The sequence below is a fragment of the Persicobacter sp. CCB-QB2 genome, from assembly GCF_001274635.1.
In the GTDB taxonomy this organism is placed as follows: domain Bacteria; phylum Bacteroidota; class Bacteroidia; order Cytophagales; family Cyclobacteriaceae; genus Persicobacter; species Persicobacter diffluens.
This window is the reverse complement of record NZ_LBGV01000001.1, coordinates 3726884-3743980: the sequence shown is the minus strand read 5'-3', so window position 1 is coordinate 3743980 and position 17097 is coordinate 3726884. Positions and strand designations below refer to the sequence as shown.

The 17097-nt window shown below is 42.2% G+C and carries 16 protein-coding genes and 1 tRNA gene; 5 read left to right on the top strand and 12 right to left on the bottom strand.

The window, feature by feature from the left end; all coding sequences use genetic code 11:
- Positions 1-14: 14 nt before the first annotated feature.
- From rplL to NG22_RS16575, 10 genes are all read right to left on the bottom strand, one after another.
- Entirely contained in the window at positions 15-389 is a 375-nt protein-coding gene (rplL, locus tag NG22_RS16620; RefSeq protein ID WP_053406733.1) for a 50S ribosomal protein L7/L12, read from the bottom strand.
- Positions 390-430: 41 nt separating this feature from the next.
- On the bottom strand, positions 431-958 hold the full coding sequence (rplJ, locus tag NG22_RS16615; protein ID WP_053406732.1) for a 50S ribosomal protein L10: 528 nt from the start codon (positions 956-958) through the stop codon (positions 431-433).
- 2 nt (positions 959-960) lie between these two features.
- Entirely contained in the window at positions 961-1659 is a 699-nt protein-coding gene (gene rplA, locus NG22_RS16610; protein ID WP_053406731.1) for a 50S ribosomal protein L1, read from the bottom strand.
- 12 nt (positions 1660-1671) lie between these two features.
- A complete protein-coding gene (rplK, locus tag NG22_RS16605; protein ID WP_053406730.1) occupies positions 1672-2115 on the bottom strand; it encodes a 50S ribosomal protein L11 in 444 nt (147 codons plus the stop codon).
- 8 nt (positions 2116-2123) lie between these two features.
- Entirely contained in the window at positions 2124-2687 is a 564-nt protein-coding gene (nusG, locus tag NG22_RS16600) for a transcription termination/antitermination protein NusG (RefSeq protein WP_053406729.1), read from the bottom strand.
- 20 nt (positions 2688-2707) lie between these two features.
- Positions 2708-2899, bottom strand: coding sequence for a preprotein translocase subunit SecE (gene secE, locus NG22_RS16595; protein ID WP_338237449.1), 192 nt, complete (start codon positions 2897-2899; stop codon positions 2708-2710).
- Between the two features lie 25 nt (positions 2900-2924).
- Positions 2925-2997 (bottom strand) — tRNA-Trp (locus NG22_RS16590).
- A gap of 106 nt (positions 2998-3103) precedes the next feature.
- Positions 3104-4291, bottom strand: a complete 1188-nt coding sequence (gene tuf, locus NG22_RS16585) for an elongation factor Tu (protein ID WP_053406728.1) — start codon at positions 4289-4291, stop codon at positions 3104-3106.
- Positions 4292-4592: 301 nt separating this feature from the next.
- On the bottom strand, positions 4593-6818 hold the full coding sequence (locus NG22_RS16580; protein WP_053406727.1) for a M1 family metallopeptidase: 2226 nt from the start codon (positions 6816-6818) through the stop codon (positions 4593-4595).
- Positions 6779-7162 carry a hypothetical protein gene (locus tag NG22_RS16575; protein WP_157601178.1) on the bottom strand — a complete coding sequence of 128 codons (384 nt, stop codon included), beginning with the start codon at positions 7160-7162 and terminating at the stop codon, positions 6779-6781. The genes NG22_RS16580 and NG22_RS16575 overlap by 40 nt, the downstream gene beginning before the upstream one ends.
- A gap of 153 nt (positions 7163-7315) precedes the next feature.
- Between NG22_RS16575 and pyrH the strand changes: the two genes are divergently transcribed.
- From pyrH to NG22_RS16560, 3 genes are all read left to right on the top strand, one after another.
- Complete coding sequence (gene pyrH, locus NG22_RS16570; RefSeq protein WP_053406725.1) at positions 7316-8023, top strand: UMP kinase; 708 nt, start codon at positions 7316-7318, stop codon at positions 8021-8023.
- 15 nt (positions 8024-8038) lie between these two features.
- The gene (frr, locus tag NG22_RS16565) at positions 8039-8599 is read left to right on the top strand and encodes a ribosome recycling factor (RefSeq protein ID WP_053406724.1); all 561 of its coding nucleotides are present in this window, start codon (positions 8039-8041) and stop codon (positions 8597-8599) included.
- A 141-nt stretch (positions 8600-8740) separates the two neighbouring features.
- On the top strand, positions 8741-9133 hold the full coding sequence (locus tag NG22_RS16560; RefSeq protein WP_053406723.1) for a hypothetical protein: 393 nt from the start codon (positions 8741-8743) through the stop codon (positions 9131-9133).
- A 203-nt stretch (positions 9134-9336) separates the two neighbouring features.
- Here the strand turns inward: NG22_RS16560 and lpdA are convergent, their stop codons facing one another.
- Positions 9337-10731 carry a dihydrolipoyl dehydrogenase gene (lpdA, locus tag NG22_RS16555; RefSeq protein ID WP_053406722.1) on the bottom strand — a complete coding sequence of 465 codons (1395 nt, stop codon included), beginning with the start codon at positions 10729-10731 and terminating at the stop codon, positions 9337-9339.
- A 336-nt stretch (positions 10732-11067) separates the two neighbouring features.
- Here lpdA and fabG point away from each other — a divergent pair, with 336 nt between their 5' ends.
- Both fabG and NG22_RS16540 read left to right on the top strand, forming a co-directional pair.
- Positions 11068-11814 (top strand): 3-oxoacyl-[acyl-carrier-protein] reductase, encoded by a 747-nt coding sequence (fabG, locus tag NG22_RS16545; RefSeq protein WP_053406720.1) that lies wholly within the window; start codon positions 11068-11070, stop codon positions 11812-11814.
- A 190-nt stretch (positions 11815-12004) separates the two neighbouring features.
- Complete coding sequence (locus NG22_RS16540; RefSeq protein WP_053406719.1) at positions 12005-14080, top strand: hypothetical protein; 2076 nt, start codon at positions 12005-12007, stop codon at positions 14078-14080.
- A 376-nt stretch (positions 14081-14456) separates the two neighbouring features.
- Here the strand turns inward: NG22_RS16540 and NG22_RS16535 are convergent, their stop codons facing one another.
- On the bottom strand, positions 14457-17012 hold the full coding sequence (locus NG22_RS16535; RefSeq protein ID WP_053406718.1) for an ATP-dependent Clp protease ATP-binding subunit: 2556 nt from the start codon (positions 17010-17012) through the stop codon (positions 14457-14459).
- Between the last annotated feature and the right edge of the window lie 85 nt (positions 17013-17097).

Genomic DNA, 17097 nt, shown 5'->3' with positions numbered 1-17097 from the left:
AAATTCGGAGTATATTATTTCAACTCTACTTCAGCACCTACAGCTTCCAATTCTTTCTTAAGTGCTTCAGCTTCGTCTTTAGCGATTCCTTCTTTGATAGTAGAAGGTGCACCATCAACTACTTCTTTAGCTTCTTTCAAGCCAAGACCAGCCAATTCTTTAACCGCTTTAACAACTTTCAATTTAGCTGAACCAGCTGCTTTCAATACTACATCGAACTCAGTTTTTTCAGCAGCAGCTTCACCTTCACCACCACCAGCAACCATTACAGGTGCAGCAGCAGCAGCAGGTTCGATACCATACTCCTCTTTTAGGATTGTAGCTAATTCGTTAACGTCTTTAACGGATAGGTTTACTAGCTGTTCTGCGAATTCTTTAAGATCTGCCATCTTTTTGTAAAATTAAAATTGTTTTCTTTTAAAATCTAATATTAACGCTCAGAAAGGGTTTTGATAATACCTGCCAAGTTGTCTCCACCTGAAGAAAGTGCAGAGATAACGTTTTTCGCAGGAGACTGAAGCAATCCAATAACCTCGCCAATAAGTTCGGCTTTAGATTTAAGCTTGCTCAGCGTATCTACTTTATCATCACCAACGAACAGATCGAAATCGATGGAAGCACCTTTAAGGATCGGTTTCTCATTCGTTTTTCTAAATTCTTTAATCACTTTTGCCGGGATGGAAGCAGTTTCCTCCGTCGCGAACATGATTCCCGACTGTCCAGCAAATACCTTGCCACCTTCGAAATCAGATACATCAGCACCTAAATTCTCCAATGCTTTTTGAATCAAAGTATTTTTGTACAATTTGTACTCAACACCTTTGTTGAAACACGCGCGACGTAAATCGTTTACATCGGCTACGCTTAGCCCAGCTGCATCTGTAATGTAGAAGACATTGTTTTCTTTCAACTTAGCAGTCAGGTCATTAATGATCTGAAGTTTTTCTTCTCTATTCATAATTACAATCCAGCTATGCTACTTTTATCAACTTTAATACCTGGGCTCATAGTAGAAGAGATGCTGATAGACTTGAAGTAAGTCCCTTTCGCTGAAGCAGGCTTCAATTTAGAAAGTGTGTTCAACAACTCTGTCGCGTTCTCTTGAATTTGCTCAGGAGTGAAATTGGATTTACCAATAGAAGTGTGAATAATACCAGTTTTATCAACTTTGAAGTCGATTTTACCAGCTTTCACTTCTTTTACTGCTTTAGCAACATCCATCGTTACAGTACCTGCTTTTGGGTTAGGCATCAAACCACGAGGACCTAACACACGACCCAAACGACCGATCTTCGCCATTACTGTTGGCATAGTGATGATTACATCGATATCAGTCCAACCACCTTCGATCTTCTTGATAAACTCATCCATACCTACGTAATCCGCTCCGGCAGCTTTTGCTTCCTCTTCTTTCTCAGGAGTTACCAAGGCCAAAACGCGAACGTTTTTACCAGTACCATGAGGAAGGGCAACAACACCACGTACCATTTGGTCTGCTTTACGAGGATCTACACCCAAACGCACGTCGATATCTACAGAAGCATCGAACTTAGTGAATGTAATCTCCTTTACTAGAGCTGAAGCTTCAGACAAAGAATAATCCTTTTCTCTGTCGAATTTAGCTAAGGCATCTTTTCTTTTCTTAGTTAATCTCGCCATTGTTCCTGTTTTTTACGCTTCCCAAGGAGCGGTTCCTTCTACTTTAAGACCCATACTACGAGCAGTACCTGCAACCATGCGCATTGCCGCTTCAACAGTAAATGCATTCAAATCAGGCATTTTAGTTTCAGCGATTTCTTTTACTTGATCCCAAGATACAGAACCAACTTTCACACGGTTAGGCTCGGAAGAACCTTTCTTCAACTTGGCAGCGTTCATCAATAGAACAGCAGCTGGAGGAGTTTTTACAACAAACTCAAATGACTTGTCAGCGTAGTAAGTCACCAATACAGGCAATACTTGACCTGCTTTGTCCTGCGTACGAGCATTGAACTGCTTACAGAACTCCATAATATTGATACCCTTACTACCAAGCGCAGGTCCAACCGGTGGCGATGGATTCGCAGCACCTCCCTTAATTTGCAGTTTTAAATAACCGGCAATTTCTTTAGCCATTTTTTAAACTAGTCTTGTTTTTCAACTTGTATATAATTCAGCTCAACAGGTGTGTTACGACCGAAGATCTTCACCATCACCTTAAGCTTCTTTCTCTCTTCGTATACCTCTTCCACAGCACCGGTAAAACCACTGAAAGGCCCGTCCATAACAGTCACAGACTCTCCCACAGTAAATACCATATCCGTAGTGGCTTCTTCCATTTCTGGCTCTTCTTCCTGACCAACACCCAGAATCCGATTAATCTCGGCCTCTCTTAATGGCACTGGCTTGGCATTTGCACCAGAGGTATCTCCTAAAAACCCAATTACACCTGGGGTACTGTTTACGATATGCAGCGCTTCACCATGAGAAAGATCTGCAGACACGATCACATAACCCGGAAAATGGTTACGCTCACGAACGCGCTTCTTGCCGTTACGCATTTCATAAACTTTCTCACTTGGGATAAGAACTTCCGCTACATAATCCTCAAGATTATGGCGCTGAACCTCTGTTTCCAGATATGATTTTGCTTTTTTCTCTTGCCCGCTCACTACGCGAACAACATACCATTTCAACTCGCTACTCATCAGTTACCTTTAAGCGTAAATTAGAACTGTCCGTAGAAAAATTTCATCAGGCTGTCAAATGACAGGTCCATTAATCCAATCATGGCGGTGAACACCAAGCACCCTACAATCACAAGGATAGTAGAATTCTGCAACTCACCGTACGGAGGCCAAGTCACTTTGTCGCGCATTTCTACGTACGACTCGCTGATAAACGTTTTCAATTTCAACATAACCTGAAAAATTAAAAAATTTTAGCACGGGTGGAAGGACTCGAACCCTCAGCCAATGGTTTTGGAGACCACTACTCTACCAATTGAGCTACACCCGTAAAAAGCGTCCCACAAAATAGCGGGACGCAAATTTAAAGATTTATTATCAGTAGTGCAAACGCTGTACCAAAGAAGATACAACAAACACTAATTGATAGCTTTATCTTAGTCCAAGATCTCAGTTACCTGACCTGAACCTACAGTACGACCACCTTCACGGATCGCGAAACGCAAGTTCTTCTCAAGAGCGATCTTGTTGATCAATTCTACCTCGATAGTTACGTTATCACCAGGCATTACCATCTCAACTCCTTCAGCCAACTTGATGTTACCAGTAACATCTGTTGTACGGAAGTAGAACTGAGGACGGTAGTTGTTAAAGAATGGAGTGTGACGACCACCTTCTTCTTTAGACAATACGTAAATCTCAGCTTTGAAATGAGCGTGTGGAGTTACGGAACCAGGCTTAACGATTACCATACCACGCTTGATGTCAGCTTTATCAACACCACGAAGCAACAAACCAACGTTGTCACCAGCCAAACCTTGATCCAAGATCTTACGGAACATCTCCACACCAGTTACGGTAGAAGTCATGTCCTCAGCACCCATACCCAAGATTTCAACAGGATCACCAGAGTTGATAGTACCACGCTCGATACGACCAGTTGCAACAGTACCACGACCAGTGATAGAGAATACATCCTCTACCGGCATCAAGAAGTCACGGTCAGTCAAACGCTCAGGCTCTGGAATGTAAGAATCAACAGCATCCATCAATTCTTCTACAGTCTTAACCCACTCAGGCTCGCCATTCAACGCACCCAAAGCAGAACCCTGGATTACAGGAATATCATCACCTGGGAAATCGTACTCAGACAACAACTCACGAACCTCCATGTCAACCAACTCAAGAAGCTCTTCGTCGTCTACCATGTCGCATTTGTTCAAGAACACAACCAATGCAGGTACACCTACCTGACGAGACAACAAGATGTGCTCACGAGTTTGTGGCATTGGACCGTCAGTAGCAGCAACTACGATGATCGCACCGTCCATCTGAGCAGCACCAGTTACCATGTTCTTCACGTAATCGGCGTGACCAGGACAGTCAACGTGTGCATAGTGACGGTTCTCAGTTTGGTACTCGATGTGAGAAGTGTTAATGGTGATACCACGCTCAGCTTCTTCAGGAGCGTTATCGATAGAACCAAAATCTCTCTGCTCAGCAAGTCCTTTACCAGCCAATACGCTAGAAATTGCCGCTGTCAAAGTGGTTTTACCGTGGTCAACGTGACCGATAGTACCGATGTTAACGTGCGGCTTCGAACGGTCAAAGGTTTCTTTAGCCATGTTTCTAAATCCTCAGTTTTGTTATTAATAGTAAAGAGTAATTCTCGTTTAAGCGTTTTCTTCATTTAATCAGCGAGCAACAGGGCAAAACCCTAAACTGAAAGCTGTCGGTAATTTATGAGATAAACCACTGAAAATCAGCCTCAGCCCCGCGAATAAGCGAATAACGCCCCAACAAACGGATTGCAAAGGTATACGCTTTTTTTCATTTATCAAATAATTCCGATAAATTTTAAAAAGCTTAAACCTTTGATTTTTAGCCTACTGAAAGGCCCCATTTGTTTTGGGTGCAAATATATGCTTATTCTTCATTCCAACCATCATAAAGGCGTAATAATTTTTGGTTGTTCTCGGAGGCAGCCACTTCTTGCATCAACTCCTGCAAACCATTAAATTCCAAAAAGTTCATGGACTGGAAAGCAACCATTCTGGTAAACTCATCATCAGCATTTATCGCCAGATTCTTCAACCTTTCAGCCCCTTCTCTTTGGGCTGATTCCGGGGCATTCATTAGCAGCTCCCCATAGTATTGCAACAGGTACCATAACTCCTGAGATTGGGCGGCATCGATTTTTTCTTCAAACCAGGGTAATTTTTCTACTTTCCCGTTCTCGGCATAATAACTTGCTACGGCCACAATCAGATTCAGGTCGGCGGCATCCGCGTATTCCTCCACCGTCTCATCCGCATCTTCCGGGCGGGAACGCACATAGCCCATTAAAGCGGTACCTCTCACCTGATAAGAAGGATAAGTCAGGTTTCTTTTAAACAACATGCGGTAATCCGCAGGGGCTTCTTCTCCTAACACCCACATCGCAGAACTTCTCACCTCATTATTCGAATCAAATTCGGCTAGCTTAGCCACCTTTTTCAAATATTGTGCTTTATCCGGAGTGCCTTCAATTGGGATATGATTCAGGGCCCAGTCCCTAATGTAGCTAACAGAATCCTCCAGCGCCTCATGATACACTTTGAGTTCTGAATCCAGGGTATCGGGCACAAATTCATCTATATTCATTAAAGCACTCAAGCGCGCCACCGGATTTTCCGCATGGCGATACTGGTATTCCCAGGTAGTTTGTGGCTTTTCATGCTCTACCACCCCCACTAATAACTGTTCGGGATCTAGTAATACCAATTCAGGGGCAGCAGATAAGCTAAACTCAAAATCCTGCCTTTCATCCTCCAACCAGATCTGATGGGATTGCTTTTGTCCATTGCTCCAAATATCTACCCTGAGAGGAAGCTGATATAAAGGAGTGGTATTGAAATTTTGTTTTTGCTCTATGGTAAGGGTTAATTTCCCCGGCAGGTAATTTTCCGTCACACCTAAGTCAGGATGTCCGGAAGCCAAAAACCATTGGTTAAAAAACCAATTCAAATCCTGACCGGTGATTTTTTCAAAAGCCAATCTCAAATTCGCCAATTCCACTGTCTGGAAAGCATTGTCTTTCAAATACAAGTTTAGCGAAGCCCAAAACGCCTCCTCCCCAATATAATTTTTCAACATCCGAAGAATCAACCCACCCTTGGAATAAGAGTGCGCATCGAACATATCTTCTTTGTCTGCATAGCGATAACGAATCAAGTCCACCTGTTTGCTACTGGCTTCATTTAAATAAGTCTGCAATTCACTGTAATTATGGTAGGCCGCCTCTGCCGCTCCGTATTTGTAGCCAAGCCATTCTGCTTCACAAAAGTTTGCGAAGGCTTCATTCAGGCTTAAGTTTGACCAGGATTCACATGTCACCAAATCCCCGAACCAGTGATGGAATAATTCATGCGCAATGATAAAATCCCAATTATAGTCATTTAAGGCAATGGTATCCATATTCAGCGCATCCATATATAAGGAGGCGGTGGTATTCTCCATCGCTCCTGATACATATTCACGCACCACTACCTGATCATATTTTGGCCAGGGAAAAGGATAGTCCAGCTTATCCGAGAAAAAAGTCATCATCTCCGGCGTGTTTCCAAAAATGTGCTTCGCATAGGGCGCATATTCTTTTTCCATCAAATAGCGTAAAGAAATATCCCCCCACTGATCCTCGGTCACTTCAAATTCACCAATAGCCACCATAAATAAGTAAGGTGAGTGGGGAAGGTCCATTTTCCAATAATCTGTCCGCGTACCGTTTTCGTTTTCCCTTGTGTACACTAACAACCCATTAGACAAAGTGGTATAGCGATTATCCACCGTCAGGAACATCTCCTGGGTAGATTTTTGATTGGGACTATCAATGGTCGGAAACCATTTACTGTTCGCCTGGGTTTCTCCCTGAGACCATATTTGCTTCGGCACCCCAGGCTGAGAACCGTCGGCGTTGATAAAATACAACCCCTTATCATCGGTAATCGCATCGCTTCCTTCTGAGGGCACTTCATAAGGACGAGCAATATAATTCACCCGCACTTTCAAAATTTCTTCTTTGGCATATTCTCGCCCCAAATCAATGGTTAATTGAAGGCTGTCATTTTCAAAACTCACATCCTGCCACTCCTCCCCTTCAACAGCTTCACCCAATTGACTTCAAAGCCCACCGCATCCAAAACCAATTCCTTTTGTGGATAAAAATGAGCTTTCAAATCCAAAGCAGCCTCGCCGATCACCGCCTTTTGCTCCCAATCAAAAGATAAATCCAATCGGGTGTGCAACAAATCATGCAACATCTCCCGACTACCATGATATACAGGCTGCCGTTTGCCCTCCACTTCTACCTCCGTGGGAATCGTCATGATCGGGCGCATCGGCGGATCTGCCTGTGGCGGACTTTCTACCGGAATTTGAGATGAAGGCTTACAAGCCATGAAAAAAATCCCGATCAACATGCAGTATCGGGTGAACGAATGCGGAAAATTTATTTGCATGGGCAAATAGTAATATTTTTATGTACAAGGACTGCAATTTACAGGCTCTTTACTAAAAATCTTATCATCAGCCCTTTTTTATGAGAAAGGTCGTTTAGGATTCTCGGGGAGGTCTCGTATATTTGTCTGATTTATTTGACAAGTGCCAGACCTATGAAATATAAAAGAATTCTCTTAAAGCTGAGTGGTGAAGCTTTAGCGGGTGCCGACAAGCACGGCATCTCTCCTGATCAATTGGTTCAATATACACAAGAAATCAAAAACGCATTGGATCAGGGTGTGGAAATTGCAATCGTAATTGGCGGTGGTAACATTTTCCGTGGTATACAGGCCGAAAAATCAGGCGTTGACCGTGTTCAGGGTGATTATATGGGCATGTTAGCAACACTGATTAATGCAATGGCCCTACAAAGTGCGTTGGAAAATCAGGGTATTCAAACCCGATTAATGTCTGGCCTGCAGATCAACCAGGTTTGTGAACCGTTCATTCGCCGAAAAGCAGTGCGTCATTTGGAAAAAGGCCGTGTGGTTATTTTCGGAGCTGGTATTGGTAACCCCTATTTCACCACAGATTCTACCGCCTCTTTAAGAGCCGTGGAGATTGAAGCAGATGTTGTGTTGAAAGGCACTCGTGTTGATGGTGTTTATACTGCTGACCCGGAGAAGGATCCTTCTGCAGAAAAATTCACTAATATTTCTTTTGGTGAAGTATACAAGCGTGGCTTGAACGTGATGGATATGACTGCCTTCACCCTTTGTAAAGAAAATAATCTTCCAATTATCGTTTTTGATATGAACAAAGAAGGTAACTTGACCAAGTTGGTTAAAGGGGAAGACATCGGAACATTAATTTCAGAATAAAAAAATAACATACTCATGGAAGAGATCGAATTTTATTTGGAGGAAGCCAAGGAGGGAATGGAAAAAGCTGTAGCCGCGGTATCGCATGAAATGATGCGTATCCGTGCCGGAAAAGCCAGTGCCTCTATGCTTGATGGTATCACAGTGGAATACTACGGTGCCGTTACTCCATTGAGCCAGGTATCTTCAGTTACTACACCTGACGCTCGTACGATTTCCATTAAACCATTTGAGAAGTCCTTGATCAATGAGATCGAGCGTTCCATCATTAACTCAGATTTGGGTCTGGCTCCTATGAATAATGGTGAGATGATCATTTTGACCATCCCGCCAGTAACAGAGGAACGTCGTAAGGAATTGGTTAAGCAGGCGAAATCGGAGGCTGAAAACGGTAAAATCCGGGTTCGTCGCGTACGTCAGGAAACCAATGATGCTTTGAAAAAACTGAAGGGAGACGGCGCTTCTGAGGACATGATCAAAGATGCGGAAGATTCCGTTCAAAAATTAACGAATACCTACTACGGTAAGATTGAAGAAGTTTTCGCTAAGAAAGAAAACGATATCATGACCGTTTAAGTAAGGGAATTGTTCCAAAGAAAGCCGGGCCTTTGAGGTTCGGCTTTTTTATTTTCGGAGACAACCTGCCCACACTTTGCTACTTTTTGGCGCTTTTTTTAACTTGTGCTTTTATATTTTTTACACTAACACCTATTTTTTATGAAGCTCATCGTAAAATGCACCACTTGTAGAGCCGAAAATGACAGCCCGATTACAGGCGCCACCAGAATCAAGATAGTCCAGAAACATGGAGAGACCTTTGATTTAACCTGTAATTCCTGTGGCAAAACTCACACTTACGGGGTAGATGACATTAAAGCAGAAGATTATACGATCACGGAATTAATCAAAAATAGGGCGATAATCTTTGGAGTAGTTTTCCTCACCTCTTTTGGTTTAGGTTTCCTTTTCACCGGAATAACCGGTGCTGCAATGGTCTCTATCATATCAACCATTTTATCTCTAGCTCTTATCAAAAAGAATCATTCGGGTAAAAACCTCACCTTTAATCGACATAAAGTAAAGAATCGGATGACCAATATCGGTTCCTAATGCTCCTGGGTGTTTCTCAAAAAAGCTGGTGTTCTTTTTAAAATGACTGGCTTTTCGCAAAAGCTCACTACATAATAGAAATTGACTTCATCGTCCATACGAAGGGAATCCACTTTAAATGAAGTCAATACTCAAAAGATTTTCCACAAAAAAACCAGCACGAAAAAGTGCTGGTCTTTATAATGTATTTTTGAACTGACTGCTTACAGGTGAATCACCTCATCATAAGCTGCTGCTGTTGCTTCCATCACCGCCTCAGACATTGTTGGGTGAGGGTGAACTGCTTTCAGAATCTCATGACCTGTAGCCTCCAATTTACGAGCCGCTACTACCTCAGCAATCATCTCCGTTACGTTAGCACCAATCATGTGCGCCCCTAACCACTCGCCGTATTTCGCATCGTAAATCACTTTTACAAAACCTTCACTAGCGCCTGCTGCTTTGGCCTTTCCGGAAGCAGAGAATGGGAATTTACCCACTTTCACTTCATAACCCGCATCAATCGCTGCCTGCTCAGTATAACCAACAGAAGCTACCTCAGGAGTACAGTAAGTACAGCCCGGGATATTTTTATAGTCCATTGGCTCCGGGGATTCACCAGCGATTTTCTCCACACAGATAATTCCTTCTGCAGATGCAACGTGTGCCAAAGCAGGACCATGAACGATATCACCGATAGCATAAACGCCAGGAATATTGGTTTTATAGTAATCATCCACGATCACCTTACCTCTGTCATGCATTACACCTACATCTTCCAGTCCAAGGTTCTCCAGGTTAGTAGTTACTCCCACCGCTGAAAGGACGATATCTGCCTCAATCTTCTCTTCACCTTTTTTGGTTTTCACTGTAACCACACATCCTTCACCCGAAGTATCTACATGTGTTACCTCTGAAGAAGTCTTGATCTTAATACCTTTCTTCTTGTATTCACGCTCCAATTGCTTGGAAACGTCCGCATCCTCTACAGGAACGATACGGTCCATGAATTCTACCACCGTAACCTCTGTACCGATAGAGTGATAGAAATAAGCAAACTCAACACCAATCGCACCGGAACCTACTACGACCATTTTCTTTGGCTGGGTTTCCAAAGACATCGCTTTACGGTATCCGATAATTTTTTTATTGTCAATTGGCAAAGAAGGTAATTCACGTGAACGACCACCAGTTGCCAAAATAATATGTTCTGCGGAATATTCAGTTACGGTACCATCTTCAGCGGTAACCTCTACTTTTTTACCCGGCTTAATTTTTCCGGATCCCATGATCACATCAATCTTGTTCTTCTTCATCAAGAATTGAACTCCTTTACTCATGCTCTCGGCAACGCCTCGAGAACGGTTGATCATACCGTCAAAGTCAGCAGAAGCTTCACCTACAGTGATTCCATAATCAGAAGCGTGCTGAATATACTCATATACCTGAGCAGATTTCAAAAGTGCTTTCGTTGGGATACAGCCCCAGTTCAAGCAAATTCCACCCAAATTTTCACGCTCAACGATTCCAACTTTTAATCCCAATTGGGATGCACGGATAGCGGCAACATAACCTCCAGGGCCACTACCGATGATAATTACATCATGTTTTGCTGACATTATAATATGGTATTATTTCTAATGGATTTGATTGCTGCGAATTTATGGCTTAATAAGAAGTACGCCAACAAAAAAAACGATTAATGTCAGTATTTATCGAATTCTTTTACAATTCAGTATCAATTAATTGCAAATTAAACAAAAACAGAATCGCTGGTCATAATGCTAACTTTATGAAAATGAAATAAGAAGCAAATTGAAAATAAATCGACCCCTACCAATAATTCTACATTTTGGATTGAAGGAAAAAAATTAACCTTATATTTGGAGCGCTTTTTACACTGAGTATTCATCAGAACACTTAAGTCACTAATATTCAAATCATAAATAGAAACCATGAAACTTTTAGAAGGTAAAACTGCCTTAATTACAGGTGCCTCCAAAGGAATCGGTCGTGCCATTGCAGAAACATTTGCGGCACATGGTGCCAATATTGCATTTACATTTCTTTCCAGCATTGAAAAAGGTCAGGCGTTAGAGGAAGAATTGAAAGCCAAAGGGGTTCAGGCCAAAGGTTTTCGTTCAGATGCTTCCGACTTTGCAGCTGCAGAGCAATTAATCAATGATGTTATTGCAGAATTTGGCAGCCTGGATGTATTGGTTAACAATGCGGGAATTACCAAGGACGGTTTGTTGATGCGAATGAATGAGGAACAATTTGACCAGGTCATTCAGGTGAACCTTAAATCCGTTTTCAATACGGTGAAAGCTGCTACGCGCCAATTAATGAAGCAACGTAGTGGTTCCATCATCAATATGTCCTCTGTGGTTGGCGTGAAAGGAAATGCCGGCCAGGCCAACTATGCTGCTTCTAAGGCCGGTATCATTGGCTTCACAAAATCGGTGGCTTTGGAACTTGGATCCAGAGGAATTCGTGCGAATGTAGTAGCGCCGGGCTTCATTGAAACAGAGATGACGGCTGTTTTGGACGAAAAACAAGTACAAAGCTGGAGAGATGCTATTCCATTAAAGCGCGGTGGCGACCCTGTGGATGTGGCAAATACCTGCGTATTTTTAGCATCTGATATGTCAGCCTATACTACCGGTCAAGTATTCCAGGTAGATGGTGGAATGCTCACCTGATAAAACCGCAACACATTTTATAGCCGATTTCTTTAATAAGGAATCGGCTTTTTTGTGTTTAGGGAAATAAGCCGCCATGGATCATTCCAAATCACTATTTTTTTTGCATTTTTAACAGAAAGTTTTTCCACTTTATCGTAAAAAAGGATATTAGCTTTATTAGCCCATTTTCAACCCTCTTTCCTCAAATATGGAGTCTATTCAGATTCAGTTACCCGTTTCGGCCTGGTGGATTATTCCCGCATTAATTTTAGGTTTCACCTATGCATTTTTACAATACCAGCAACCGCAACGTTTCTCTAAACCCATTCGAAATGCCCTCGCACTTCTGCGCTTTATCGTCGTGACTGTATTGGCCTTCCTTTTGATGAATCCTCTGATTAAAACAGTGGCCAATAAAACGGAGGCCCCTACCATGGTGTTTTTAATGGATAACTCTGCTTCTATCCTGGATTACTCCGATTCTACCAGTCTTTTTAACGGACTGCTAAAATTAGAGCAGTGGAAAGAAGAATTGGATGAGCTTGGATTTCGCGTAGATGTGCAGGATTTAGAAGGAAACCATTTAAGGAAAATGGACCAACTTTCCTTTAATGCCACATCAACCAATCTTTCCGGTGCCATTCAAAGCATCAAAACCAGTTATGAAGGAAGGAATCTTGCAGGAATAGTACTATTAAGCGATGGTTTGTACAATCAGGGCATTAACCCCACTTTCCAATCCATCAATGAACCGGTTTATGTCATTGGTGCCGGGGACACTATTCCCAAACGGGATCTTAACCTCAAAAAATTAAGATTTAATAAAGTAGTTTATCAGGGAAATCAATTCCCGATCGAGGCACAGGTAGAAGCTTTTGGTCTTGCCGGAAAGCAAGCCGAAATTCAAATAAAGCATCAGGGAAAATTATTAGAAAAAAAGACCATTCAAATTGAAAAAGACCGGGACCTCATAGAGGTAGATTTTAAATTGGATGCTGAGGAAAAAGGCATGCAAAGGTATGCGCTCACGCTTGTGGCTTTGGAGGAAGAATTCACCTCCAAAAACAACAGTAAGCAAGCCTATATTGAAATTATTGAAGGGAAACAAAAAATTGTATGCCTCGCACTGGCTCCACATCCGGATTTAAAATTTTTAAGATCCATTATCGAAGAAAATAAGAATTACGAATTCAGCCTTTTGTATACTACCGAAGCGCAAGCACTGCCCAAAGATCCTTTCGACCTCATGATTTTCCATCAGATTCCTAATAAAAAGGGACTGGGCAAAAAAATGATTGCAGAATGCGAAAGACGTGGTATCCCCACCTTATTCATGGTAGGACGAAACAGCCAGCTGAATGAGTTGAATAAAATCAATGAAACCATCAGCCTGATCGGACATAGAGGAGAACAGGATCAGGTATTTGCCAAATTCAATAGCAGTTTTGATGGCTTCAACCTGCTTCCTGAACATCAAAGTCAGCTCTCACAGCTTCCGCCTTTGGACGTTCCCTATGGCGACACTCAATTGAAAGGAGCGGGCCAGGCCTTGCTATTTCAACAAGTAGGAAGTGTGAGTACCGACAAACCCCTGCTGGCCATCAACACTTCCAAAGAAACCCGATCTGCAACTCTTTTGGGAAGTGGATTCTTCCGCTGGAGATTAAAAGAATATGCCCAAACGGGAGAAACCATCACCTCCACCACTTTCTTTAAAAAGGTATTACAGTTACTGACCAAAAAAACCGACAAAAGACAATTTAAGGTTTACCCCCAAAAAAATGAATATTGGGAAAATGAACAGGTCATCTTCCAGGCTCAGGTTTATAATGAACTTTTTGAGCCCATTTACGACCTCCCCATCAAGTTGAGTCTAGAAAATGAGGAAGGAGAGCAGCACGATTATGATTTTGTTCCTGGGGAAAATAACGCTCGCTTCAGAGTTAAAAACCTGACAGAAGGTCTATACGCTTATGTCGCAACCTCCACCATTAATGGTAAAGTATTCAAAAACCAGGGAGAGCTACTCATCAAGAAACAGGAACTGGAAGCTCTACAGATTACGGCTGACTTTAACCTTTTAAAAAATTTAGCCGGAAATCAGGGTGGATTTCAATCAATCGATCAACTTGATCCGCAATTATGGTCACCAAATGAAGCTAAAGGTGTAATATATTCAGAAGAATCGTTCAGGCCAATCATTGATCTGCGCTGGATCTTGATGCTCTTTACCCTTCTTTTGGGATTAGAGTGGTTCTTCCGGAAAATAAATGGTAGTTATTAAGCTTCATGCTGCATATTCAAGCAAAATTATGCCTGCTTAAATCCGCCTTTAGCTGCGAGGCGGGAGAAATGAAAAAGAAGAAATAGTTCTCTATTTTCGAGTTTCTTTCAACAAAGCAGAGGAATGAGGATATAAGCAAGCTTGCCCAAATTTGAGCTATAAAAAATCAGCAAACACAATCTTATCGGATTGAAAAGACACTTAATCTATCGGCGCAGCAATCGGTTAAGTCGCATATAATGCCCCTTAGATCCGACATCCTCCCAAAAAACAGGCGTACACCCTATTCGCAGCTTTTCATTTTCAAAAAATATTATCCAAAACAAAGGCCGAGACTAATGCCCCGGCCTTTGGTAATTTTATGGATATTGATAATTTACTCCTCTTCAGATGATTTCACCGCTTTCTTAATCTCCAGTGTCAAGCCTTTTGCTTTTGCCTTATGATCGGCCATGATCACATCACCCTCAGAAAGGCTACCTTTAAGGATTTCTTCTGCCACCGCATCTTCCAGGTATTTCTGAATGGCGCGATTCAGTGGTCTTGCTCCATATTGTGGATCATAACCTTTTTCAGATAAGAAATCTTTTGCTTTCTCGGTAAGCTCAATCTTAAATCCAAGATCTTCAATACGCTTGAATAACTTATGAAGTGAGATGTCAATGATCTTGTGAATATCTTCACGTTTAAGATTATTGAAGACAATCACATCATCTAATCTATTTAAGAACTCGGGACTGAAAGTCTTTTTCAGGGCATTTTGAATAGTAGACTTCATATGATCATCTACGCCCTCTCTCTTAGCCTGGGTTGCAAAACCCACTCCAGTACCGAAATCTTTCAATTCACGGATACCGATATTAGAGGTCATAATGATAATCGTATTTCTGAAATCTACCCGACGGCCCAAACCATCAGTAAGAATACCATCATCCAATACTTGTAAAAGCAGATTGAAGATATCCGGGTGAGCTTTTTCGATTTCATCCAATAGCACCACCGAATAAGGCTTACGTCTGACTTTCTCCGTCAATTGACCACCTTCCTCATAACCGACATAACCCGGAGGCGCTCCTACTAATCTACTAACGGAGAATTTCTCCATATACTCCGACATATCCATTCGAATTAAAGAATCTTCTTTATCGAACAAATAAGTAGAAAGCACTTTGGCCAATTCTGTTTTACCAACACCGGTAGGTCCCAGGAAGACAAACGAACCAATCGGTTTCTTGGGATCTTTCAATCCTACTCGTGTCCGCTGAATGGCTTTCGTCAATTTCTTGATCGCCTCATCCTGACCAATCACCTTCCCTTTCAACTCATCACCCATACCCACCAATTTCAGGCTTTCATTCTGAGCAACACGTTTAGTAGGCACACCCGTCATCATGGCAATCACCTCGGCTACATTATCTTCATTTACCGTGTAGCGCTTGGTCTTGGTCTCTTCTTCCCATGAAGATTTAGCTTTATCCAACTGTTCGATCAGCTTCTTCTCGCGATCTCTCAATTGCGCCGCCTCTTCATACTTCTGAGATTTTACCACACGATTCTTCTCAGATTTGATATTCTCTATCGCTTCTTCAAGCTTGATAATATCATCCGGTACATGAATATTGTTAATATGAACACGGGCACCTGCCTCATCCAGTACATCAATGGCCTTATCCGGAAGGAATCGGTCACTGATATAACGATCCGATAACTTCACACATGCCTGAATCGCTTCCTCTGTATAATTTACATGGTGGTGCTCTTCATATTTGGACTTAATATTATTCAGGATCTCGATGGTTTCTTCCGGCGTTGCCGCATCCACCATTACCTGCTGGAATCGACGAGCCAAAGCGCCATCCTTTTCAATATATTGGCGGTACTCATCTAAAGTCGTCGCTCCGATACATTGTATTTCTCCCCTGGCCAATGCCGGTTTGAACATATTAGACGCATCCAGTGAGCCCGATGCTCCTCCAGCTCCCACGATCGTGTGTAACTCATCAATGAACAGAATAACATCCGGAGATTTTTCCAATTCATTCATGACCGCCTTCATTCGCTCCTCAAACTGACCACGGTATTTTGTACCAGCCACCAAGGAAGCCAAATCAAGCGTTAATACACGCTTGTCAAATAAAACACGAGACACCTTTCTTTGGATGATTCTCAATGCCAAACCTTCAGCGATGGCTGTTTTACCAACACCCGGTTCTCCAATAAGAATAGGATTATTCTTCTTACGGCGAGAAAGAATTTGGGCTACGCGCTCAATCTCCTTGTCACGACCAACGATAGGATCCAATTTTCCATCTTCCGCCATCTTGGTCAAATCTCGTCCGAAATTATCCAATACAGGTGTGCGGGATTTTTCGTTTCCTTTAGAGTACTCCTTGCTACTTCCACCGCCAACACCACCACTGGAAGTACCTGCGGAACCGAAAATTTGAGGCGTTTCTGGCGATTTATTCTCGTCAGTTTCCCCAGAATTTCTGTTTTCCATATGATACTCTAGTAATTCTTTGACGACGTCATAATTAACGTCAAATTTTTCCAAAATCTGGGTCGCAATATTATCCTCATCTCTTAGGATGGATAGCAATAAATGCTCTGTCCCAATCAATTGTGACTTGAATATTTTGGCTTCCAGATAGGTTATTTTTAATACTTTTTCAGACTGACGAGTAAGAGGAATGTTCGTCAGGTTTTTTACGTTACTCAGGGCAGTACCTTTAGTAGATTGCTCCACCGCTTGGCGAAGTTCTTCTAAAGTAACCCCTAATTTTTTGAGTAAATGTACCGCTACTCCTTCGCCCTCGCGAATAATACCCAGCAACAGGTGCTCCGTCCCGATGTAATCGTGACCGAGTCGAAGCGCCTCCTCCCGGCTAAGGGAAATAACCTCTTTTACTCTATTTGAAAATTTTGCTTCCATACCTTAGGGCTTTGGCGGCTTAGCTTAAGCGATTGTCAATTAAACTTCTTCTAGATTATATTCTATTTAAAACGGAATAAAAACC